The organism is Sphingomonas sp. SP4, assembly GCF_058313375.1.
In genome coordinates, this window is sequence record NZ_JBZFLE010000002.1 from 800,822 (window position 1) to 822,239 (window position 21,418).

The following is a 21,418-nucleotide window of genomic DNA, read 5'->3' on the forward strand; positions in this document are numbered from 1 at the left end:
CCCGAATACCCCATCTAGCGGCCAGCTCGGCTGGTTGCACATCGGCCGGGCTGTAGGACAGCCTTAGCTCGCGGACCGCCGCGGCCCGTTCGGTCGACGGCCGCGGAATTTCCGCTTCGGACGCGCGCCTTCCGGCCGATGGGCGGAGTGTCCGTCTGAGCGGCCGGGATGTCGCGGCTGCTGCGGACGGTCGCCGCGTGGCTGCTGACGCTCGCCCCGCTGCTGTTGCGGACGGTCGTTGCGCTGCTGGCGGCGTTGGCCGTCGGCACGGCGATCGGCCTTGGTCGCTGGTCGCGGCGCATGCTTTGGAGCCGCACGGCGCGGCGCCGGCTTCAGGCGCTTGAGCGCCTCGACCGTTGCCATGAAGCCCTCGGGCAAAGCCACGATCTCGATCTTCTGGCGTGTAAGCCGCTCGATATCCCGAAGGTATGGCCGCTCGTCCTCCGCACAGAATGCGATGGCGACGCCCTCCGCGCCGGCACGCGCGGTGCGGCCGATGCGATGGACATATTGCTCCGGCACGTTGGGCAGGTCGAAGTTCAGCACGTGGCTGACGCCCGGGATGTCGATGCCGCGCGCGGCAATATCCGTCGCAACGAGGATCGGAACTTCGCCCGAACGGAACAGGTCGAGCGCCCGTTCACGCTGCGCCTGGCTCTTGTTGCCGTGAATCGCATTGGCTGCGATGCCCGCCGCTTCAAGGAAGCGCACGATCTTGTCCGCGCCATGCTTGGTCCGGCTGAACACAAGCGCCCGGTCGATCGTCGTCGACTGGAAGAAGGCCGTCAGAAGCGCCTGCTTTTCCGCCTGGTTCACGAACGTGACGCTCTGATCGACGCGCTCTGCCGTCGTGGCCACCGGCGTCACCGCGACCTGCGCCGGATGATGAAGGTAAGTGTCGGCAAGCTGGCGGATGCTCTTCGGCATGGTCGCCGAGAAGAACAAGGTCTGGCGCTTGGCCGGGATCAGCTTCACGATCGCCTTCAACGCGTGGATGAAGCCGAGATCGAGCATCTGGTCAGCCTCGTCGAGGACGAGGATCTCGAGGCGCGACAGGTCGAGCGCGCGCTGATCGACAAGGTCGAGCAGGCGGCCGGGCGTCGCGACGAGCACGTCGAGTCCGCGACCGACTTCGCGGATGGAGCGCGGCACCGGCACGCCGCCGAAGATCACGCCGACTGAAAGCCGCGTGTTGCCGGCATAGGCGCGAGCCGCCTCGGCGATTTGGGCCGCAAGCTCACGCGTCGGCGCGAGAACGAGCATACGTGCGCTCCCCGGCATCTGACGGCCGCGCGAAGACGCAAGAAGCCGGTCGATCGCAGGCAGCATGAACGCCGCCGTCTTGCCGGTGCCAGTCTGGGCAATGCCGAGCAGGTCCCGACCCTGAAGCACGAGCGGAATCGCGTCGCGCTGGATCGGGGTCGGGTTCGAGTAATTTTTCGACGCAAGCGCGTCGAGCAGGCCCTTAGACAGGCCGAGAGTCTGGAAAGTCATGAAAGTCCAATCGAATAAGCCATGCGCCGCGCTGAGGCGCGGGCACGCTGGGGTTCAAAAAGCACCCCGCGTGAAATGGAGAGCATGGGTTCGGGGAGGCGCGGGCCAGTCTCGATCCTGTCGAGAAAGATCACGCCGCTTGCTGAAAGCGCCTCGTGTTGCAGTGCAATATAGGGGTGAGACGCTCAAAAGTCCACTTGGCTGGAAGTTTCAGTCGATTTGATAGAGCCCGTGAGGCAACGCACGAATTTGGACCGCGCTCCAAAGTGGTTTATTTTGCGTTTACCAGCCGTAACCGCTATATCGCGCGCGCGCAGTTAATCGGCAGTGTGCCTAACTAAATAGGGGATATGGCATGCGCAATTTTTTCCTAGCATCGGCCGTGCTGGCAGGGGCACTTATCACGGCGGTCCCGGCCCAGGCGCAAATCACCAATGGTGGTTTCGAGACCGGCGACTTCACTGGCTGGACAGTGAGTGCAAACAACACCGGCGTGGAAACTGCCGGTTTTGACGGGCTCTTCCCGCAGGAAGGCACCTACTTCGCGGCACTAGGAAATATCGGCTGTTGCGGCACGCTATCCCAGCTAGTCGGAACCACGGCGGGCACGTCATATACGCTGAGCTATTACCTTTCGAACGATGGCAACACTCCGAACTATTTCAGCGCGAGCTGGAACGGAACCGAGATCGTCGGAAGCATCCTGAACAATGCGGGCGGTCAGGGGAACACGCTGTATCAGTTCACCGTGCTCGGGACGGGATCCGACACCCTTACATTCAACCAGCGCAACGATCCTGGATGGCTTGGGCTCGACAACGTCAGCCTCGTCGCCGGCGCGGTCCCAGAGCCGGCGACTTGGGCTATGATGTTGCTCGGCTTCGGCGCGATCGGTGTTGCCTGCCGTCGGCGCCGCAGGACTGCGGCTATCGCCTAACGCCGCTAAGCGGACGCGAATACGGCCCCGTCTGCAACCCGGAAGCGGGTTGCGGCGGGGCCGATTTCATTGAAGAGATCCGCTTCAGTCGCCGTCATCCACACCTGCCCTCGACCTTCGAGACGCGCGAACAGAGCGGCGCGGCGCTGTGGATCTAGATGAGCGGCCACCTCATCGAGCAGGAGGATGGGAGGCTGTCCGCGGCGATCCGTGACCAGTTCTGCGTGAGCAAGAACGAGGCCGAGTAGGAGCGCTTTCTGTTCCCCGGTCGAGGAGCGCGCTGCCGGCATTTGCTTAGCGCGATGCGTGACCAGAAGGTCTTGCCGGTGCGGGCCTTCGATGGCGCGGCCGGCTGCGGCGTCGCGGTGCCGCGAAGCGTGCAACGCCAAGGCAAGGTCCCCACCCGCCCAGCCTTCCAACGCGATCGAGGCGCGGGCGAACTCGTCCTCGGGTGCCCGTTCGAGGCGTTCGCTGAGCGCAGTCACGGTGCGGGCGCGAGCTTCGGCAATGGCTGAGCCATGCTCGGCCATTGCGAGTTCCAGCGAGCCGAGCCAGGTCTCGTCCCATCCGTCCTCCGCGAGCAGCTTGTTGCGGCTGCGCATGGCCGCTTCGTAGCGCGATGCGTGATGCGCATGGCCGGGTTCGAGCGCGAGCACCAGCCGGTCGAGGAAGCGGCGGCGATCGCCCGCGCTTCCCGTGAATAGACGGTCCATCGCAGGCGTCAGCCACAGGATCGAAAGCCATTCGGAAAGGCTGTTCACCGACGCGGGTGCCGCATTGACGCGAACCTGCCGGCGCTCAGGAGCGGAAGGCTGCGTGCCTGTACCGATGTCGGTGTCGCCGATCCGTGCCGCAACCGCAAAACCGCCATCACCGCCTTGGCGCGCCATCTCGGATAATGCGGCTCCGCGAAGCCCGCGTCCGGGCGTCAGGAGCGACACGGCCTCGAGCAGGTTCGTCTTGCCGGCGCCGTTCTCGCCATACAGCAGAACGAAGCCCGGCGCCGGCTCGATGAGCGCGGAACTGTAGGAACGAAAGTCGGTCAGGGAGAGACGGCTGACGGGCACGGGAGCGGCTTAGCCGCTATTGCTCGCGCCGGTCGATGACTTCGTAATGGAGGCGCCTTCATCGAAGCACGTCAAGGGGCCAGCTATTCCGTGTACGGATTTTTGGGCGGCGTGCACTGCTTGACCGGGTCAGGCGTCGGATCGCGGCTGTCGGCCATCCAGCAATCGTCGAACACCGAGCAATAGCAGACGCGGGTCACGATTCGGTCGGTCTGTCTCGCGCGGTCGAACGCGGCGCGATGCAGCGCACCCATGGCGGCTTCGGGATAGGAAACGTAGGCAACCGTCTCTCCGGGGCGAACCATCCGGCCGTCTAGCGAAGAGGCGCTGACGCCCTCCGTACCCGACTCGCAACATGCCCGCAGCAGCTCTTCCAGATCCTGAACCGGCTTGCCGTCGACGCTGACCTCGGTCGTGAGAATCTTGGCTGGGCCGACGCCTTCGTTCGTGACGTTGAGCGACACGACGTGATTGGCGTTGCCATCGTAGACCTGGAGGTACGGAAGCGAATTCGCCTCGACGAGCTTCTCGTTCTGGTGGACTAGCTCAGTCATTACCTGAGCGTGGTGCCACGCGATGGCGATCGACACGAACGAGACGACCAGCGCGACAAGCGGGAGGATGAGATCCGCTCGACGTGAACCGGTGTGAGGAGGGTGAACGCGAGGCTCTTCGACGTCGACGTGCACCTTTATCTCCTCGGTTGGTCAGACCCTCATTGGCATGAGGACGTACAGCGCATTCGACTTGTCGTTTTCGCGCAGCAGCGTCGGGGCCGCGGCATCGGCGAGATGGACCTCGACCGTGTCGCCATCGATCTCGCTCAGGATGTCGAGCAGGTATCGAGCATTGAAGCCGATCTCGAGACCGTCGGAGCCATAGTCCGCGGCAAGCTCTTCCGTGGCGAGGCCGTTCTCCGGACTGGTCACGGAGAGCGTCACCTTGTCGCGGTCGACCGCCATCTTCACGGCGCGAGTCTTCTCGCTGGCGATGGTCGCGACGCGGTCGACGCCGGCCGAGAAGCTCTTGGGATCGAGCTTGAGCAGCTTGTCGTTAGCGGTCGGGATGACGCGGTTGTAATCGGGGAAGGTGCCGTCGATCAGCTTGCTGGTCAGCACTGCACTACCAAGGCCGAAGCGAACCTTCGTCGGCGACAGCGAGATCTCGACGGTGCCTTCGAGTTCCTCGAGCAGCCGGTAGAGCTCGGCGACCGCTTTGCGCGGCACTATTACGTCAGGCATGCCCTCGGCGCCTTCCGGACGCGGCACGGTGACTCGCGCGAGGCGATGGCCGTCGGTGGCGGCAGCGCGCAGCTGATCGTCAATCACGTGGAGGAAGATGCCCATTAGATAGTAGCGGGTCTCTTCCGTCGAGATTGCGAAGCGCGTCTTCTCGATGATCTGGCGCAGCGTCGCAGCGGGCAGCTCGAAGCGCGTTGGCAGCTCGCCCTCGGCGATCACCGGGAAGTCGTCGCGCGGCAGCGTCGAGAGGTTGAAGCGCGAACGCCCGGCGACGACCTGCATCTTGCCCTCGGCAGCGGTCAGTTCGACCTGACTGCCGTCGGGAAGCTTGCGGACGATGTCGAACAAGGTGTGCGCTGAGACAGTCGTGGCGCCCGGCTGAGCAACAGACGCCTGGATGCTCTCGTCGACCTGAAGATCGAGGTCGGTCGCCATCAGGCGGATCGATCCATCCTCACGCGCCTCGATCAGCACGTTGGACAGGATCGGAATGGTATTTCGCCGCTCCACGACCGACTGGACGTGGCCGAGGCTCTTCAGGAGGACCGCCCGTTCAATCGTCGCTTTCATCGCGCAAACACCCCATCATCCGCTTGGCTAGACGACTTTTATAGCGAGCCGTTTTGCCTGCGGAAGTGGAATGATGCGCAAAGCTTCATCTTGGGGACGAAGCCTTGTGCAAACGCAAGATGTAGCGGCTATTTGCCTGCTTTCTGGCCCACGGCGCGCGGCGACGAGGCTTCCTTGCTCGGCAGAAGCACCGCATCGATGTGATGGACGACGCCGTTGGTGAACTGATCGTCACCCTGGGTGATGGTCGCTTTGTTGCCAGCGGAGTCGGTGAGGACGGTCTTGCCGCCATCCTTGGTCGCCGTCAGCGTTCCGGCACTGACCGTCGCCAGGAGCGCCTTGTGTTCCTTGTTCGCGTCGATCGCTTTGTCGATGTCGGCGACGAGCACCGTACCCGGCAGGATCAGATTGGTGAGCACACCGGTGATCTGCGGTCGATTCTTGGGATCATTGTCGAACGTGCCCGGAGGCGCCTTATCGAAGGCCGCGTCGTCGGGAACGAAGACAGTGTAGGGTCCAGGGCCTGCCAGCGTCTGATCGAGGCCTGCCGCCTTCGCGGCAGTCATGAAGCGGCTGTTAGCCGGGATGCCGGCTGCGATCGTCTTGCTACCCGCAGCCTTCTGCGCCTTCGGCGTCTGCGCTTCGGGTGCGGCTCCGTTCGAGGGGCCATTATCCTTCTTGCCACAGGCAGCCGCCGCAAGAAGCGACGCGCCGGCGATGCTCAACATGAGTACTCGGGTCTTCATGCCCTTGTTCTCCTTGATTCGTTCTTAGGGCGAAATGGCCGGGCAACGCATGCCCGGCCAGATGCGATCCATCGTCAGTGGATTTTAACGTTGGCCCTCAGGTGAGGAGTGATGCAACGATCGCCGTAACCAACCTCGTCGCAGGGTCGACCTGATAGATGTAGCCGTTGTTGTAACGGTACCAGGCAGTCTGCGTATCGAAGTAGGTGTCGCGGTAGCCGTAAGGGACGTTGTACACGTCGTAGCCGACTGGAATCGGCTGGCCGACCGCGAAGCCCGGTGACAGCAGCGCCGCGACCGATGTGATCATGCTCGACCCACGGTCGTACTGATAGATTGCGCCAGGCGCGTACCAGTAATTGTAGTCGGGCGTATCGTAATAGACGCGGCGATACTGCTGCGGGACGTTATAGTAAGCGTAGGACGATGGCAGGATCTGCCCGACGCCGTAGCCGCCCGAGTAGACCGGGATCACGTCCTCGACGAAGCCGGTGTAGCAATCCACCTCGTACACAACACCGTAGCCGTAGCGGTTACAGGTGCCGCCATAGTCCGGGTAGAAGGCATTGTACCCGTAGGCCGCCGGGACATAGCTGTTCATGTACGTGGGCGGCAGATACTGCCCCGGCAAATAGCCGCCCGCGAGGAGCGGCATCAGCGCCGCGATCAGGCCGGAGCCGCGGTTGACCTGGTACAGATAGCCGTCGCCGTACTGGTAATAATAGTTCGGCGTATTCGGATAGAGGTACTGGATCGATGCCGGCAGAGGGCTGAGGGCCGCGAAGCTGCCCACCGTCGCGACCGGGACGCCGACGAACCGCTCGACCACCGTCGGCGCAAGGATCGTGTTGCGAGCGCCGTAATTGAGTGCCGCAAAGCGCGTCCCATTCACCGCCTGCCAGTAGTCGCGCTGCTGGTTCTGCACGAACTGACGGGCGTCGTTATTGAACTTCGCGTTGCGCGCGAACTGCCCGTTGTTGAGCGGACGGTCCGCAAACCGCTGCTGACGCAGCTGCTGGATGCTCTCTTGGTTCAGGCGCTGACGTTCCGCCGTGCGGAACTGGTTGCCGCGCATCCGGTCGAAATTGCCGTTCTGAGCCTGAAGCTGACGCATCTGCTGGCGTTCGAAACCGCGATTCTGCGCCTGCAGGTTGCGGTTCGCCTGCATTTGCTGGCGCTGGAACCCGCGGTTCTGAGCCTGCTGCTGACGGAACTGCTGCTGGCGCTCGACATTGCGATTCTGCGCCTGACGCTGCTGACGCATCTGCTGCCGCTCGACATCGCGGTTCTGAGCCTGGCGCTGGACGCGCATCTGCTGGCGCTCAACGTTCCGATTCTGCGCCTGGCGTTGCTGGCGCTCGAAGCCGCGCGACTGCTGCTGCTGACGCTGGGCGTGGACCTGCTGGCGCTCCTGACGCTGCATCGCGAAGCGCTGCTGCTGGCCACCACCGCCGTGGCGCTGGAAGGACTGCGCCTGGAAGCGTTGGCCACCGCCGCCCTGACGCTGCATCTGCATGCGGGGACCGCCGCCACCGCCACCGCGCTGACGTGCCTGTCCGCCTCCACCATTGCCGCCCCCGTGAGGCGCTTGAGCCTGTGGCTGGCCGCCCTGGCTACCACCATGTCCGCCGCCTGGCTTAGCTGTCGCCGGGGCCGCGATCGCGAGTGCGGCGACGCCTGCAGCGAGAAATAGCCTGGTCATCACAAAATCTCCCTTCGAACGGCAAAAACGGCTCGTTCGCCGCACCGTTCCAACCTCTTAACGGATGGAACCTGCGGTTTAGCGCACTAGGCTGAACCTTAAATTTCTAAGCTATTCAGGGAGTTGGCTTTTCTCGTCTTCGACCCAGCTTTCGCGCAGGGGCTTGGCGGCAAGCAGGACCAGCAAAGCGGCCACGAGATAGAATGCACAGCAGACAACAGCCGCGTTGCGCAATGCATCCACGCCATAGGAGGACTTAAAACCGTCGGAGATGCGGCCGATCAGCCATGGCCCGACGCCGAGGCCGATTAGATTGTTGATGAGGAGGAAGCTCGCCGAAGCGGTCGCCCGCATACGGGCCGGCACCAGGTGTTGGACGGAAGTGACGATCGGTCCGAGCCACAGGATGTTCAGCGCGTTGGGAATCAGCAGCAGGATCCATGCGGCCCAGAGATTCGGCGCGAAAAAACCCGCAACAAAGGTCGGCGCGGTGATCAGCCAGGCGATGGCCGGCAGCCTCGCATACCAGCGCCGGTCGGCACGGCCGAGGCGGTCGGCGAACCAGCCGCCGGCAAATACCCCTACACATCCGCCGATCACGACAAGGCTGGCTAGGAAGGTGCCGGCCTGAAGCAAATCGAGGTTGAAGCTGCGCATCAGGATCGACGGCGTCCAAAGGGCCAGGCCGTATCCGCACAGCGAGCTCGCCGAGGCGCCGAAGGCGAGCAGCCAAAAGGCCGGCTTCTTCGCGATGATGACGAACGCATCCGTCAATGGCGCCTGCTTGGAGGCCGGAGGGCGAGGCAAGTCGCGGACGACTAACCGAAGGACGGGTGCCAGGAGCACGCCTAGCACGCCCATAATGATGAATGCCGCGCGCCACCCGAACCAGGCTGCAAGGTGCGCACCGATGTAGGAGCCGGCCCCCAACCCGATGGGAATGCCGAGCGAAAAAATCGCCAGCGCGCGGGCCCGGCGCTCGGGCGGGAAATAGTCGGCGATCAACGCGTAGGAAGGAGCTACACCGCCGGCCTCGCCGACGCCGACGCCGACTCGATAGAAGAACATCTGCCAAAATCCGGTCGCGGTACCGCAAAGCGCCGTGAATGCGCTCCACACCGCAAGCGAGCAGGCGATCACAGTGCTGCGGCTGGTCCGGTCGGCGAGGAGCGCGAGCGGCACTCCCAGGAAGGCGAATAGCAATGCGAAGGCGGTGCCGCCAAGGGCACCGAATTGCGCATCAGTGAGACCGAGATCGGCTTTGATCGGCGCCGCGAGAATGCCGAGAATCTGGCGGTCGAGGAAATTGAAGATGTAAGCGATGAGCAAAAACGCGAGCACGAGCGGCGCGCGCCGCGGCTGAACTTCACTCACTCCATTCCCCCCAACAAAGTCACGAGCTTCGAAACGTCGCCTTCGTCCTGATAGATGCCAAACCCAATGCGGAGCACGTCACCCCGCACGTCGGTGATGCACTTCTGCGCTTTTAGCGCTTCGTACCAGCGCTGCGCGTGCGGGCTGCGGAATGCGAGGAAGCGGGCGTGGCACGCGCCATCGAGCGGGTTCAACAGCTCGGCGTCCGCGAGCGGCGTTGCAGCCAGGGCGGCGAGCAGCTGCTTCTGAAGCGCAGCGACATGCACCGCGATGCGATCGGTCGTAAGGCCCTGCTCAATGAGCATGCGCTGTACGGCGTTGAAGCGGTACAGCCCCGAAGGATCGAAGGTCGCGCCGAGGAACCGCGATGCGTCCTTGGCATAGCCGACGCTTCCAGGGGGAAGGCTCAGGTCTTCGAACTCCGCGTACCAGCCGGTGATTGGCGGGCGAGGTCCAAAGCCAGGCGGCGCATGAAGGAACGCGCAGCCTTCACCGGCCATCGCATATTTGTAACCGCCCGCGAGATAGAAGGCGCTCTGCGCAGCCTGCTCTCCGAATGGCCGATCAATGGCCATGAAGGCGTGATAGCCGTCGATTACGACCCAAGGCCCTTCGGGCTGACTCAGCTCCGCCAGTTCGTCGACGAGGTCGAAGGTCCGACCGCTGCCGAACAAAACCTGGCTGATAAGGATGAAGTCGTGATCGCCGCTGCGTGCATGTTCGAGGAAACGTTTGGAGAGATCCTGGAATGGCTCGGCGGCAACGCGCTCGAGCGTGATCCAGCCCTCTTCCGCCCAACGCGCGAACTGGCGACGTGCGCTGTGAAACTCGCCATCGGTGGTGAGGACGCGCAGTGGACCGCCGCCGCGCCGCGGGGCCGCGGTGACCAGACGGATGAGGAAGTCGTGGGTGTTCGAGGAGAAGACGACGGCCTCGGGCTGGCCGGTGCCGAGCTCGCGCGCGACGTGGCGCTGCGCTTCGGGCCATACCTCCCCCATCACCTTTTCCCACTTGCGGTCGGCGAGCTGGGCGGCGTCGTTCCAGCCTTCGACCTGCCCGTCGAAGCTGGCGTCGGGCCACAGGTGATGACTGTGCGACGCGAAGTGCAGCCGCTCGGGATCGGCCGACAGGCTCCGCGAGAACAGCCTTTTGAAGCTCAAAGAGCAGTCCTCAGCGACCACAGTTCAGGGAAGACGCGCTTTTCGAGAGTGGCGCGAAGGTAGGGCGCGCCGGCCGAGCCGCCGGTGCCCTGCTTGTTGCCGATGATCCGCTCGACCGTCAGCACATGCTTGAAGCGCCAGGCGGCAAGAGCGTCGTCGATGTCGACCAGCTTCTCCGCCAATTCGTAAAGCTCGAACCAGCGATCCGCGTCGCGGTAGATTTCCAACCACGCTGCGGAGAGGGCCTCTTCAGATCGGTCGCCAAGGTCGAAACCTGCCCGCTCGAGGGCCCTGATGGCCGCGTCGCGCAGGCTCGGTTCGCGCAACGCCAGCTCGAGTCGAGCGCGTTCCTCGCTGCCATCGGGATAGTGATTGACGAAGTTCGGCTCCTTGAGCCCGAGCCGGAATTCGATCTCGCGGAATTGTGCGGACTGGAAGCCGGACGACGTGCCCAGGACATCGCGAAACTTGAGATAGTCCACTGGCGTGAGGGTCGAGAGCACATCCCACGACAATGTCATCACCGCCTGGATGCGGCTGATCCGCGCCATCGCCTTATAGGCCTCGGCAAACCGATCTTCTTCGACCAGAGCGATCGCCAGCCGCAACTCGTGCAGCATCTCCTTCATCCACAGCTCTTTCGTCTGATGGATGACGATGAACAGCATCTCGTCGTGCAGGTTCGACAACGGCTGTTGCGCCGTCAGGAGCTGGTCGAGCTTCAGATAGTCGGCATAGGTCATGCCGGCCGGTGTCGCAGTCATCGCGGCCGCTTAGGGCAAAGTACGGCTGCTAGGAAGCGGCGCGCTTATTGAGGCTGCTGCGGCCCGCCGAGGCCACCGGCGCCAACCTGACCGATATTGCCGAACAGCTCGTCGAAGAAGCTCTTCTTGCGGCCGAGGGTTGGCGTGCTGCGATTGGTCGGATTGACGTTCAGCACCATTTCCTTGCCGGTCTTTCCGACCGAGGTGACGTTGCCCTTTTGGTCGAAAGTCACGCGCAGGACCGTTTGGTCGATCACCTTGGGATTGCCGAACGCGATCTGACGGGCTTCGCGGGAGACGTAGTACCAGTCGTCCGGCGTGAACTCGCCCGTGAAGGTTGGCCGTCCGAGGAGCTTGGCGACCGAGTCCTTGTTGTCGACGCCGGGCTGGATCGAGCTGGCGAGCTGCGGGTCGAGCACGGTCCCCTTGTGCACGCGCGTCGTCGAGCAGCCGGCGAGCAGCGCTACGCCTGCAACCGCGATGGAGACTTTGAACAACGCCAGCTTCATTCTCGAACCTTCCCAGGGGTGCTCGGCTTGGACAGGCTTGCCTCTTCGAGCGCGGGTCTCATATGCCGCCCATAAGCTGCCGCGCAAGTTTGAGATATGTCTATGTTCCGGTTCCTGTTCCGCGGATTAACGGCCGAGCCCGACCGCGGCGCCGCTTTGTTCGGCGCGATCAATGCCCAGATGCGCCAGCCGCATTGGTATGTGGAGGGCACGGTGCCGGACACTGTCGACGGCCGGTTCGCAGTGCTGGCGACGCTGACGGCGCTTGCCCTTGTTCGGCTCGAGCAGGTCGGCGACGAAGGCAATGCTGCCTCGGTGGCGCTGACGGAGCGGTTCATCGAGGTGATGGAGACGGAGCATCGCGAGATGGGGCTTGGCGACCCGAAGCTAGGGCGGACCGTGCGCAAGCTGGTCGGTTCGCTCTCGCGGCGAGTCGATCTTTGGCGCGCGACCGTAAATAAGAGTGACTGGAACGAACCGGCGCACGAAAGCCTCTACAAAGGCGAAGTCTCGCCGGACGCGCTTTTGCATTCGTCGGAATCGCTGCGCCGTTACTGGAGCCGCCTCGAGCGCACGGATCTCGACGCATTGGTTGAAGGGAAGATCGGATGACCGACCGATTCGCGCATCAGCTCCGCCTCGATCAGATCAGGGACGGCGAGCGGCTCGATCTCGTCGCCGACGACGCGGAGCGCGAGGCGACCGCCAAACGCCTGGGGCTGCAGGCGCTGGAGCGCCTGGAGGCGCACGTCACGCTCTCGAAGACCGGGGACATCGTGCGCGCGAAAGGCCGCATCGGCGCCGCACTCGACCAGAGTTGCGTGGTGACGAGCGATCCAGTGCCCGCGCATGTGGACGAGGCCTTCGAGATTCTGTTCACGCCCGAACCTGCGTCAGCGAGTCCGGACGAGGAAATCGAGCTCGGCGAGTCGGACTGCGACGTGGTCTTTCACGATGGCGCAGTGATCGATCTCGGCACGGCAATTGCCGATACGCTGGCGCTCAGCCTCAATCCTTATCCCCGCAGCGCTGGTGCGGACGCCGCACTCAAGGAAGCGGGCGTGCTGACCGAAGCGGAGGCAAGTCCGTTTGCCGCGCTCGCGAAACTGAAGAAAAACGACGACGCTTAGAAGGGGACGTCGTCGTCGAGGTCGGTGTCGAACGCCGCCGGCTGCGGGCGGGACTGCGGACGGGACGGCGCACTGCCGCCAAAGTCATCGGCGCCGAAATCGTCGCCAAAGGCACCACGGCCACCGCCGGCGCCTTCGCGGCTGTCGAGAAGCACAAGCTCGCCGCGGAAACGCTGCAACACGATCTCGGTCGTGTAGCGGTCGTTACCCGACTGGTCCTGCCACTTGCGGGTCTGGATCTGGCCTTCGACGTAAACCTTCGAACCCTTGCGCAGATAGTTCTTCGCGACGCGGCCGAGATTCTCGTTGAAGATGACGACGCTGTGCCATTCGGTCCGCTCCTGGCGGTTGCCGTCGCGGTCCTTCCAGGTCTCCGACGTGGCGATTCGGATGTTCACCACTTCGCCGCCGTTATTGAGCGAACGGGCCTCCGGATCCGCACCCAGATTGCCGACCAGGATCACCTTGTTCACGCCCGCCATGTCACTCTCCTCTTCTTGAGGAGCAGCTATAGACCCAGTGCGACCGCCGTCCAGTAGGTGACGCCCGCCGCAATGTAGGCGAGCGCGAATAAGTAACCGATCATGAAGAGCGGCCACTTCCAGCCGTTCGTCTCGCGACGGGTGACGGCGATGGTCGAGATGCACTGCGGTGCGAAAACGAACCATGCGAGGAAGGCGAGGGCAGTCGGCAGCGGCCAGCTGTGGCCGAGGCGATTCTCGAGCTTCATTGCGCCAGCCTGATCGTCCGCCGAGTCGAGGGAGTATACGGTAGCGATCGCGCTCACCGCGACTTCTCGCGCCGCCATAGCGGGGAGCAGTGCGAGGCTGATCTCATGATTGAAGCCGATCGGTTTAACGACGGTCTCGATGCCGTTCGCAATGTGACCAGCTATAGATACTTCGCTCTGCTTCTGACCCGGGTCGGCCTGCGGGATGCTCGCCAGTGCCCACAGCACTATGGTCGTGCCGAGGATGATAGTGCCGGCACGCTTCAGGAAGATTTGGGCGCGGGTGAGCAGGCCAATCGCAACGTCCTTGAGCGACGGCCACTGGTACTTGGGCAGCTCCATCATGAAGCCGCCGCTATTACCCTTCAGCACGCCGCGTCGAAGCACGAAGGCGGCGGCGAGAGCGCCCGCGATTCCGCAGATGTAGAGGCCAAACATTACAAGGCCCTGCAGCCCCACCCCCCAGGCGACCCGCGTGTTCGGAATGAAGGCTGCGATGATCAATGTGTAGACCGGCAGCCGCGCCGAGCAGGTCATCAGCGGCGCGACGAGGATCGTGGTCAGGCGGTCCTTGGGATCGTCGATCGTGCGCGTGGCCATGATGCCGGGAACCGCACAGGCGAAGCTCGACAGCAGCGGGATGAAAGCACGGCCGGAGAGGCCGACGCCATGCATCAGCCGGTCCATGAGGAAGGCCGCTCGGACCATATAACCGGTACCTTCGAGCAGCAGGATGAAGAGGAACAGGATCAGGATCTGCGGCAGGAAGGTGATGACGGCACCGACGCCGGCGATCGCACCGTCAACGACCAATGATCGCAGCATGCCTTGCGGGAGCGCATTTGTTGCGAGTTGCGAGAGCCAGGCTACCCCGTCCTCGATCCACGAAACGGGAGTCTGGCTCCACGCGAACACGGCCTGGAACATGACGAACATGATCGCGGCGAGGATCAGCGGACCCAGAACCGGGTGAAGCAGGACGGCATCGAGCCGGTGCGTCCAGCGGCGAACCGGCGTTTCGCTGACCACCGCTGCCGTGGCGATCTCGCGGGCACGGCGCTGCAGGTGGATGAGATCGCTCTTCACTGGCTTGTGCACGCCGCAGAACGGCGCGGAGAGCATGTCGTCGACGGCCGTCTGGAGCTCGGCGATCCCGCGGCGGCGGACGGCCACGGTTTCAACCACCGGCACGCCGAGCTCGACGGACAATCGCTTCGAGTCGAGCTCGAGGCCGTCGCGCTTGGCGAGATCGACCATGTTGAGTGCGATGACGGTCGGAAGGCCCAGCTCAATGAGCTGGAGCGCGAACCTCAGATGATTGTCGAGGTTCGAAGCATCTAGGACGATAACCAAGGCGTCCGGCTGCCGCTCGCCTTTCTGCTGGCCGAGGAGCACGTCGCGGGTGACCGCCTCGTCGGGGCTCGCCGGATCGAGACTGTAGGCGCCCGGCAGGTCGACCAGCTCGACGGGCCGACCGTCAGCGAGCATCAATCGTCCGGAGTGGCGTTCGACAGTGACGCCCGGATAATTGCCGACCTTCTGGCGCGCGCCAGTGAGCGCGTTGAACAGCGCGCTCTTGCCGGCATTGGGGCTACCGGCGACGGCAACGAGTGGGAGCGGATTCACCTGTCGAGCGGGACTACGCGGATCGCCCCGGCATGCTTGCGCCGAATCGCAACGGTCATGCGACCTACGCGGATCGCAATCGGGTCTCGGCCAAACGGGCCAAGGTGCAGCGGCTCGACAGTCACGCCTTCATCGAAGCCGAAATGCTGAAGGCGGCAGCCTTCGCCTTCGTCGAGCGAATCCCAGGCAATCGAGGCGACGCGCGCCTTGGTCCCGACCTTCAACTGATCGAGCGAAACCGTGTCTGGCTGAAAGGGCGCGTTCATTCTTGCGAGTGATTATCATTAACGAACGCGGGATGGAAGCAGTTGAAGATTAAAGCTCAACGCGGCGGGTAACGGAGCCTTCCAAGGAAACGCGACAGACTCAAATGCTGCCCGGACGAATTGCGCCAGTCGGCTTTCACCTTCTCGATCTTCATCACATCATCGATGCGTCGATTGAGGAAAGCCGCGGTCTCCATCCACCCTTCGCTCTGGTCATCGAGCCAGACCAGCAAGGTCGAGCCGTAAACCCCGCCCAGCGTCATCCGCTTCGTATAATGGTTGAAATCGGTGCTGGTATCGCCGGCGATCCGCCACATCAGGTCCGCCGTGCGCCATGAGGTGCGCATCGCCTGAGGCAGGTTCTGCGGCATGGCGAGGATCGCTAGCGCTCGCCGCACCGCTTCGCGGGCGGGCCCCTGGATCTCGAGCCGCTTCCACACGAGCGAGCGGATCTTCTCGCGGATCTTCATGTTCGCGAGCCGCTCAGGCGTGAAATAGGCTTCGAGCGCCCGATCCACTTCCTGGATGTAGAGGTCGATCATCCCAGCCTGGGTCTTGGGAACGGCGAGACGCGCCTGGACCGGATCCACGCCGAGCTGCTGGGCGGCGGAATCGACCGCTGCCCGCGTCCAACCGTCGAACACGGCGTTCTCGCCGATCGCGAGCGCCAGCTGGCGGCGGATTTTTTCGAGAGGACTTGGGTTGTCCATCGCGCTCAACTGGGCTGCTCCTCCGTCTTGCGCAAGCCCCGCTCCGGCAAACGCACGAGCACCAGCGCCGCTCCGATCGCCAAGGCGCCAATCCCGTCGGCCAGCGACAGTCCCTCGCGATAGACCAGCCAGCCGATCATCGCGGAAATGACCGGCTGCGTCAGGAGTGCCAAGCCGACCACCAGCGGCGGCAGCGTGCCGATCGAATAGACGAGCAGCCCTTGACCGACGACCTGGCTCGACAAAGCGAAGATGATCAGCGGAGTCCAGTCGTGCGGCCAGATGCGCTCGTTGAGGCCGATGCTGGCGAAGAGCAGGACAGGTACCGAAAAGGCCGTTGCGAGGATCAGCAACGGCATGGGCTGCAGCTCGGTGCGGGCGCGCTCAACGAAGATCAGATAGCCGCCGTAGAGAAGGCCGGCGAGGAGGGTCAGCAGGTCACCCGTGAAATTCTTGGGGCTGAGCTCGTAGCTCGAGCTCATGAGCAGTGCCGCGCCGCCGAGTGCCAGGAGAAGCGCGAAGGCCTGCCGTCCCGAGGGCAGGCGATGCGCAAGGAATAGCCCGTAGACGACGAAGACAAAGCTGCCCGAATTACCGAACAGGGTTGCATTGCCGAGCTTGGTCATGCGGATCCCCGCATTCCAGGTCGCGAGATCGAGCGAGTAGAAAATCGCCGCAATCACGACCGTGATAACGAGTGCCCGGTTAGGCCAATGCGGCTCCTGCTTCGTGGCTTTCGCGACCAGCCACAGAAAGGGCAGGGCAAGAACGAGCCGCCACAAGCCAGCTGCTACCGGACCCACATCGGCAAGGCGCACCATCCACGGCCCGAACGCCAGCGCGACATTGCCGAGCAGGAGGGCAGGGAAAGCCAGACGATGCGGTGAGGAGGAACTCAACTGGATGCTTCGCTACCAATGACGATTCGACGCGTCATTGGTGGGAGCGAAGCGCGTAGGCAACTCAGGGTGCGTATTTCTCGCGTAGCTGGTACAACGCCAGCGCCGCTTCGGCCGCGCCGCCGCCCTTGTTCCCGCGGCGCGGATCGGCCCGGGCGATCGCCTGATTCTCGTTCTCGACGGTGAGAATGCCATTTCCAATCGCATAGCCCTGCATCGTCAGCTGCATCAGGCCGCGCGCGCTTTCTTCGGAAACGACTTCGAAGTGATAGGTCTCGCCTCGGATCACGACGCCCAAAGCCACGAAGGCGCAGAAGCGTCCACTACGGGCCGCCAGCGCGATGGCTCCGGGTAACTCCAGCGCACCCGGAACGGTCAGCGTCTCATGCTTATGGCCGGCTGCTTCGATGGCACTGCGGGCACCTTCGAGCAGCATGTCGTTGAGGTGCGGATAGAAGCGCGCTTCAGCCAGAAGGATGGTGGCCATTCGTCAGGCCTCCGCCGTGATTGCGCGCTCTTCGACGATGGCGAGGCCGTAGCCTGCGAGCGCCACGGGCGAGTGATGCGTATTCGTCAGCAGGATCATGTCGTGGATACCGAGAGCCGCGAGGATCTGCGCGCCGGTACCGTAGCCCCGCACCGCGTCGCCGGTCTCGACCGGCTTGCCCGCGCGGATGTCGATCGAGCGCGACAACGATCCGGGCGCGGCGGCATGTAGCGCGACAACAACACCTGAGCCCTCCGCTTCGATGATCCGCATCGCATCCTGGAGCTGTCCCGAACGCGGTCCCTTTTCCTCGAGGATATCAGCAAAAAGGTCGAGGCTGTGCATGCGCACCAGCACCGGCTCCTCGGTGTTGAGCGCGCCGTGCACCAGCGCGAGCTGCTCTTCCCCGCTCGCTTTGTCGCGGAAAACCTGGGCCTGCCATTCCTTGCCGCTGCTCGCCTTGAACGGAGCAGTCGCGACCTTCTCGACCAGATGATCTTTCTTGAGACGATAGGCGATGAGGTCGCGGATCGTGCCGATCTTGAGTCCATGCGTACGCGCGAAGTCCATCAGGTCTTCGAGGCGGGCCATCGTCCCATCCTCGCGCATGATCTCGCAGATCACCCCGCTGGGATTGAGGCCGGCGAGACGAGACACGTCCACAGCCGCTTCGGTGTGACCCGCACGGATCAACACACCGCCGGGCTTGGCGATGAGCGGGAAGACATGGCCCGGCGAGACGATTGCTTCGGGACCGTTCGCCGATTCGATCGCCACCGCGATGGTGCGCGCCCGATCGGCCGCGCTGATGCCCGTCGAAATGCCTTCCTTGGCCTCGATCGAGACGGTGAAGGCCGTCTCGTTGCGGCTGCGGTTGGTGCGGGTCATCGGTTCGAGACCGAGGTGATCCGCGCGTTCCTTGGTGAGCGCCAGGCAGATGAGACCCCGCCCGTGACGCGCCATGAAGTTCACCGCGTCGGGCGTCGCCATCTGCGCCGGAATGACGAGGTCGCCCTCGTTCTCGCGGCTCTCATCGTCCACCAAGATGAACATGCGGCCGTTGCGAGCCTCGTTGATGATCGCTTCGGTGCCCACCAGCACTTCGGTATTGCCGCGCTGGATCAGCTTTTCGAGCCGGGTCAGCGTATCGGCGGTTGGATTCCAGTCGGCCTGGCCGATCTTCCGCAGACTGTTGGGATGGAGTCCGGCGGCACGGGCAAGCCCGGCGCGGCTGACTTCTCCGGTGGCGATGATGGCTTCGAGCCGTTCGATGAGGGTCGTGCTCATGAGTCGGCCATATATCACATTGTGATGTGATCGTAAGAAGGAACAGATGTGTTCCTATTGTGCGCGAGCGGCGAGCATCCGATCGATGTAGCGGGCGAGGACGTCCACTTCGACATTGAGCTGTCGCCCGGCAGCGAATTCTCCCAGCGTCGTGTTCTGAGCGGTGTGCGGAATGATGTTGACCGCGAAATGAGTCGATCCATCCTCGGCATCGCGCACTTCGTTGACGGTCAGGGACACGCCGTCGAGCGAGATCGAGCCTTTGGCCGCGATCATCGGGCCGAGCGCACGGGGGACGCTGATCCCAATGCGCTTCGAATCGCCGTCGAGACAGATGCCTACGACTTCCGCCACCGCATCGACGTGGCCAGTGACAATATGGCCGCCGAGCTCGTCACCCAAGCGCAATGAGCGCTCGAGGTTGAGCTTCGCGTCTTCCCGCCACATGTCCTTTGCCGTCCGCGAGAGTGTCTCGCCCGATACGTCGACCGCGAACCAGTCTTCGCCTTTGTCGACGACCGTCAGGCACACGCCCGAACAAGCGATCGACGCGCCTAGATCGACGGTATCGAGATCGTAGCCGGTCTGGATTTGCAGCCGGAGGTCGCCGCGCTGCTCGGCGCTGCGGACGGTACCGACGTCGGTGACGATCCCGGTGAACATGGCGCTCGCCTAGCCCTCCCGCACCCGCTCGTAAACTTCGAGCCGGTCGACGCCGAGGCGGCTTTCGTCGGTCAGCTCCCAGCGCCCGTGTGCATCCGCGATCGCATCGAGGCCGACGTAGCCGAACGACGACTTGCCCTCGCCGACGATGATCGGAGCCCGATAGATCAGGATTCGGTCCACGAGGTCTTCGGAGAGAAAGGCCGTCGCGGTCGCCGAGCCGCCTTCGACGAGAAGGTCGTTGACGTCATGAAGTCGATACACATCCCGCGGATTTCTAAGGATTTCCCAGCCGTCGACCGCTTCACCGCGGGTAAGAAGCGCCCGTCGGGGCGATCGCTCTTCGAGTCCCGGAAGACGCACGTCGAGCTGGGGCTGGTCGGCGAGATAGGTGCCACGCCCAACCAAGATCATATCGCTGTGCGCCCGCTCGCGATGGACGTTGCCCCGGGCATCTTCGCCCGTGATCCATTTGCTCTCGCCGGATGGCAAAGCGATCTTGCCGTCGATCGAAAGTGCGAGCTTGAGCGTGATCCTGGGCCGCCCGAGCTCAAGCCGGGTCAGCCATCCAGCGAGGGAACGGGCAGCAGCCTTGCGCTCGACGCCTAGCCTAACTTCGATACCTGCGTTGCGCAGCCGCTTGATACCCTTGCCGGACGTACGCGGGTCCGGATCCTTAAGGGCGATCACGACTCGCTCGGGCTTCGCCTTCAGCAGGAGCTCGGTGCACGCCGGTCCGCGAGGACTATCGTGTGCGCAGGGCTCCAACGTCACACAGACGGTCGAGCCTTTGGCCTTCTTGCCTGCCTGCTCCAGCGCGATCGCCTCAGCGTGCGGCCGCCCACCATGCGCCGTCGCGCCGCGACCTACAATCCTGCCGGATGGCGAAACAATGACGCAGCCGACATTCGGATTGGGCGCGCTCTGGCCTCTCGCATCGTTCGCGAGCGCAAGCGCCTCCCCCATCCACTTGCGGTCGTCACTCAATCCCGAGCTGCTTTTCTAGCTTCTGATACTGGCGCTGCTTTTCCTTCTCGGCAGCGAGCTTCTTAGCCTGATCCTTCTTCTGATCGGCGATGATCTCCGCGTCCGTCCGGTTCGCCGAATAGATGTCGGCGTAGACGACCTGAGGACCGGGCGAAGTGCCCATCTTCGCGTCGATCACGAATTCGAAGACGATGATCGCGGTGACGAGAAGGGCGAGCGCGCCGCCTATCACCTGCTCACGGCTGCGCTGGCGCATGAATGCGCCGAGGTCGCGGAAGGCCGCGCGCGGGCTGGAGGGACTGGGGAACCAGGACATGCCCGAAAGATAGGGCTGGCGGGGGGCAATCGCCAGCCCTGCTCTTCAGCCGTCGAGCTGGAAGCGCAGCGTGATGACGATCGAGCTCGCCACCGCGCGGCCGTCCCTGACCTCCGGCTTGTAGCGCCAGTGCGCGAGGAGGTGCTTGCGCGCGGCGCTGAGAAAGACCGGGTCTGCCGGGCCGACCGGGTTGACGGCAACGACGCGGCCCTGATCGTCAATGGTGAGACGCAGTTGAAGCGCGGCCTCTTCCTCATTGAGCAGCTTCGAGTCCGGATACGGAGGTTTCAGGTCGCGGCTCGGAGTGATGAGCTGAGCCGGGGTGCTAAGAGGGAGGATTTTTGTGAAGTCGACGCGCGACGTACCGGCGCCTCCAATCATGACCGGTGGGCCTGGATCGATTGAAGCCAGCTTGTCGACTATCGGCTGATCATCGGTCGGCTTGATCGTTGGCACCACTGTTTTTTCGATCGTGGTGATCTGGGTCGGTCGTGGTTGCGGCTTGGGCGCTGTGACGATCGGATCGGGAGGAGGTGGGGTCTGTATAGAATCGACCACGAAGGGAGGATCTTTAATCATCTGCGGCAGATCCATCTTCGCGCTCATCACCACAGCGATCGCGACAATGTGCCCGCAGGCGACAAACAACATGGCGTTGGGGCTGGATTTGCGCTGCGCGATCTTGCCGCGGTTGGGCGCGTACTCAAGCATCTCGAACCTCCTCTCCCAAGTGGCTCTGGAACGCATGTTACA

At 63.7% G+C, this 21,418-nt stretch carries 25 protein-coding genes; 4 read left to right on the forward strand and 21 right to left on the reverse strand.

Annotated features, from left to right (window positions below; translation table 11 throughout):
- Positions 1 to 63 precede the first annotated feature (63 nt).
- Positions 64 to 1,494, reverse strand: a complete 1,431-nt coding sequence (locus tag AC4GYV_RS13360) for a DEAD/DEAH box helicase (protein WP_491101190.1) — start codon at positions 1,492 to 1,494, stop codon at positions 64 to 66.
- A gap of 355 nt (positions 1,495 to 1,849) precedes the next feature.
- On the opposite strand from AC4GYV_RS13360, the gene AC4GYV_RS13365 reads away from it, so the two are divergent.
- On the forward strand, positions 1,850 to 2,431 hold the full coding sequence (locus tag AC4GYV_RS13365; RefSeq protein ID WP_491101191.1) for a PEPxxWA-CTERM sorting domain-containing protein: 582 nt from the start codon (positions 1,850 to 1,852) through the stop codon (positions 2,429 to 2,431).
- 5 nt (positions 2,432 to 2,436) lie between these two features.
- Here AC4GYV_RS13365 and recF read toward each other — a convergent pair whose 3' ends face one another.
- The 5 genes from recF to AC4GYV_RS13390 all read right to left on the reverse strand — a co-directional run bounded on the left by recF (position 2,437) and on the right by AC4GYV_RS13390 (position 7,130).
- Complete coding sequence (gene recF / locus AC4GYV_RS13370; protein ID WP_491101192.1) at positions 2,437 to 3,498, reverse strand: DNA replication/repair protein RecF; 1,062 nt, start codon at positions 3,496 to 3,498, stop codon at positions 2,437 to 2,439.
- 83 nt (positions 3,499 to 3,581) lie between these two features.
- On the reverse strand, positions 3,582 to 4,187 hold the full coding sequence (locus AC4GYV_RS13375) for a DUF8453 domain-containing protein (RefSeq protein ID WP_491101193.1): 606 nt from the start codon (positions 4,185 to 4,187) through the stop codon (positions 3,582 to 3,584).
- A gap of 18 nt (positions 4,188 to 4,205) precedes the next feature.
- Positions 4,206 to 5,309 (reverse strand): DNA polymerase III subunit beta, encoded by a 1,104-nt coding sequence (gene dnaN / locus AC4GYV_RS13380; RefSeq protein ID WP_491101194.1) that lies wholly within the window; start codon positions 5,307 to 5,309, stop codon positions 4,206 to 4,208.
- A gap of 128 nt (positions 5,310 to 5,437) precedes the next feature.
- A complete protein-coding gene (locus tag AC4GYV_RS13385) occupies positions 5,438 to 6,055 on the reverse strand; it encodes a fasciclin domain-containing protein (RefSeq protein ID WP_491101195.1) in 618 nt (205 codons plus the stop codon).
- Between the two features lie 97 nt (positions 6,056 to 6,152).
- Positions 6,153 to 7,130, reverse strand: a complete 978-nt coding sequence (locus AC4GYV_RS13390; protein WP_491101196.1) for a hypothetical protein — start codon at positions 7,128 to 7,130, stop codon at positions 6,153 to 6,155.
- Here AC4GYV_RS13390 and AC4GYV_RS13395 point away from each other — a divergent pair.
- On the forward strand, positions 7,083 to 7,748 hold the full coding sequence (locus AC4GYV_RS13395; RefSeq protein WP_491101197.1) for a hypothetical protein: 666 nt from the start codon (positions 7,083 to 7,085) through the stop codon (positions 7,746 to 7,748). The genes AC4GYV_RS13390 and AC4GYV_RS13395 overlap by 48 nt on opposite strands.
- A gap of 120 nt (positions 7,749 to 7,868) precedes the next feature.
- Here the strand turns inward: AC4GYV_RS13395 and AC4GYV_RS13400 are convergent, their stop codons facing one another.
- Genes AC4GYV_RS13400 through AC4GYV_RS13415 form a run of 4 tightly spaced genes read right to left on the reverse strand, consistent with a single transcriptional unit; the run spans position 7,869 to position 11,564 of the window.
- Complete coding sequence (locus AC4GYV_RS13400) at positions 7,869 to 9,131, reverse strand: spinster family MFS transporter (RefSeq protein WP_491101198.1); 1,263 nt, start codon at positions 9,129 to 9,131, stop codon at positions 7,869 to 7,871.
- Positions 9,128 to 10,291 carry an aminotransferase class V-fold PLP-dependent enzyme gene (locus tag AC4GYV_RS13405; protein ID WP_491101199.1) on the reverse strand — a complete coding sequence of 388 codons (1,164 nt, stop codon included), beginning with the start codon at positions 10,289 to 10,291 and terminating at the stop codon, positions 9,128 to 9,130. Before AC4GYV_RS13405 ends, AC4GYV_RS13400 begins: the two co-directional genes overlap by 4 nt.
- Positions 10,288 to 11,055 carry a tryptophan 2,3-dioxygenase gene (locus AC4GYV_RS13410; protein WP_491101200.1) on the reverse strand — a complete coding sequence of 256 codons (768 nt, stop codon included), beginning with the start codon at positions 11,053 to 11,055 and terminating at the stop codon, positions 10,288 to 10,290. Before AC4GYV_RS13410 ends, AC4GYV_RS13405 begins: the two co-directional genes overlap by 4 nt.
- 44 nt (positions 11,056 to 11,099) lie before the next feature.
- On the reverse strand, positions 11,100 to 11,564 hold the full coding sequence (locus tag AC4GYV_RS13415; protein WP_491101201.1) for an outer membrane protein assembly factor BamE: 465 nt from the start codon (positions 11,562 to 11,564) through the stop codon (positions 11,100 to 11,102).
- Between the two features lie 96 nt (positions 11,565 to 11,660).
- Here AC4GYV_RS13415 and AC4GYV_RS13420 point away from each other — a divergent pair, with 96 nt between their 5' ends.
- Positions 11,661 to 12,176: a ubiquinol-cytochrome C chaperone family protein gene (locus AC4GYV_RS13420; protein ID WP_491101202.1), complete on the forward strand. Its 516-nt coding sequence runs from the start codon at positions 11,661 to 11,663 to the stop codon at positions 12,174 to 12,176.
- Entirely contained in the window at positions 12,173 to 12,694 is a 522-nt protein-coding gene (locus tag AC4GYV_RS13425) for a YceD family protein (protein WP_491101203.1), read from the forward strand. The genes AC4GYV_RS13420 and AC4GYV_RS13425 overlap by 4 nt, the downstream gene beginning before the upstream one ends.
- On the opposite strand, the gene ssb is transcribed toward AC4GYV_RS13425, so the two are convergent.
- From ssb to AC4GYV_RS13480, 11 genes are all read right to left on the reverse strand, one after another.
- A complete protein-coding gene (gene ssb / locus AC4GYV_RS13430; RefSeq protein ID WP_491101204.1) occupies positions 12,691 to 13,176 on the reverse strand; it encodes a single-stranded DNA-binding protein in 486 nt (161 codons plus the stop codon). The genes AC4GYV_RS13425 and ssb overlap by 4 nt on opposite strands.
- Before the next feature lie 26 nt (positions 13,177 to 13,202).
- A complete protein-coding gene (gene feoB / locus AC4GYV_RS13435; protein WP_491101205.1) occupies positions 13,203 to 15,050 on the reverse strand; it encodes a ferrous iron transporter B in 1,848 nt (615 codons plus the stop codon).
- Entirely contained in the window at positions 15,047 to 15,316 is a 270-nt protein-coding gene (locus AC4GYV_RS13440) for a FeoA family protein (RefSeq protein WP_491101206.1), read from the reverse strand. Before AC4GYV_RS13440 ends, feoB begins: the two co-directional genes overlap by 4 nt.
- Before the next feature lie 56 nt (positions 15,317 to 15,372).
- Positions 15,373 to 16,026: a COQ9 family protein gene (locus tag AC4GYV_RS13445; protein WP_491101207.1), complete on the reverse strand. Its 654-nt coding sequence runs from the start codon at positions 16,024 to 16,026 to the stop codon at positions 15,373 to 15,375.
- Positions 16,027 to 16,031: 5 nt separating this feature from the next.
- On the reverse strand, positions 16,032 to 16,925 hold the full coding sequence (locus tag AC4GYV_RS13450; RefSeq protein ID WP_491101208.1) for a DMT family transporter: 894 nt from the start codon (positions 16,923 to 16,925) through the stop codon (positions 16,032 to 16,034).
- 64 nt (positions 16,926 to 16,989) lie between these two features.
- A complete protein-coding gene (ribH, locus tag AC4GYV_RS13455) occupies positions 16,990 to 17,412 on the reverse strand; it encodes a 6,7-dimethyl-8-ribityllumazine synthase (protein ID WP_491101209.1) in 423 nt (140 codons plus the stop codon).
- A 3-nt stretch (positions 17,413 to 17,415) separates the two neighbouring features.
- Positions 17,416 to 18,699 (reverse strand): 3,4-dihydroxy-2-butanone-4-phosphate synthase, encoded by a 1,284-nt coding sequence (gene ribB, locus AC4GYV_RS13460; protein WP_491101210.1) that lies wholly within the window; start codon positions 18,697 to 18,699, stop codon positions 17,416 to 17,418.
- 54 nt (positions 18,700 to 18,753) lie between these two features.
- Positions 18,754 to 19,362 (reverse strand): riboflavin synthase, encoded by a 609-nt coding sequence (locus AC4GYV_RS13465; RefSeq protein ID WP_491101211.1) that lies wholly within the window; start codon positions 19,360 to 19,362, stop codon positions 18,754 to 18,756.
- A gap of 9 nt (positions 19,363 to 19,371) precedes the next feature.
- Positions 19,372 to 20,328 (reverse strand): bifunctional diaminohydroxyphosphoribosylaminopyrimidine deaminase/5-amino-6-(5-phosphoribosylamino)uracil reductase RibD, encoded by a 957-nt coding sequence (ribD, locus tag AC4GYV_RS13470; protein WP_491101610.1) that lies wholly within the window; start codon positions 20,326 to 20,328, stop codon positions 19,372 to 19,374.
- A gap of 13 nt (positions 20,329 to 20,341) precedes the next feature.
- Positions 20,342 to 20,665 (reverse strand): hypothetical protein, encoded by a 324-nt coding sequence (locus AC4GYV_RS13475; RefSeq protein ID WP_491101212.1) that lies wholly within the window; start codon positions 20,663 to 20,665, stop codon positions 20,342 to 20,344.
- 45 nt (positions 20,666 to 20,710) lie between these two features.
- Positions 20,711 to 21,376, reverse strand: coding sequence for an energy transducer TonB (locus tag AC4GYV_RS13480; RefSeq protein WP_491101213.1), 666 nt, complete (start codon positions 21,374 to 21,376; stop codon positions 20,711 to 20,713).
- Positions 21,377 to 21,418 lie beyond the last annotated feature (42 nt).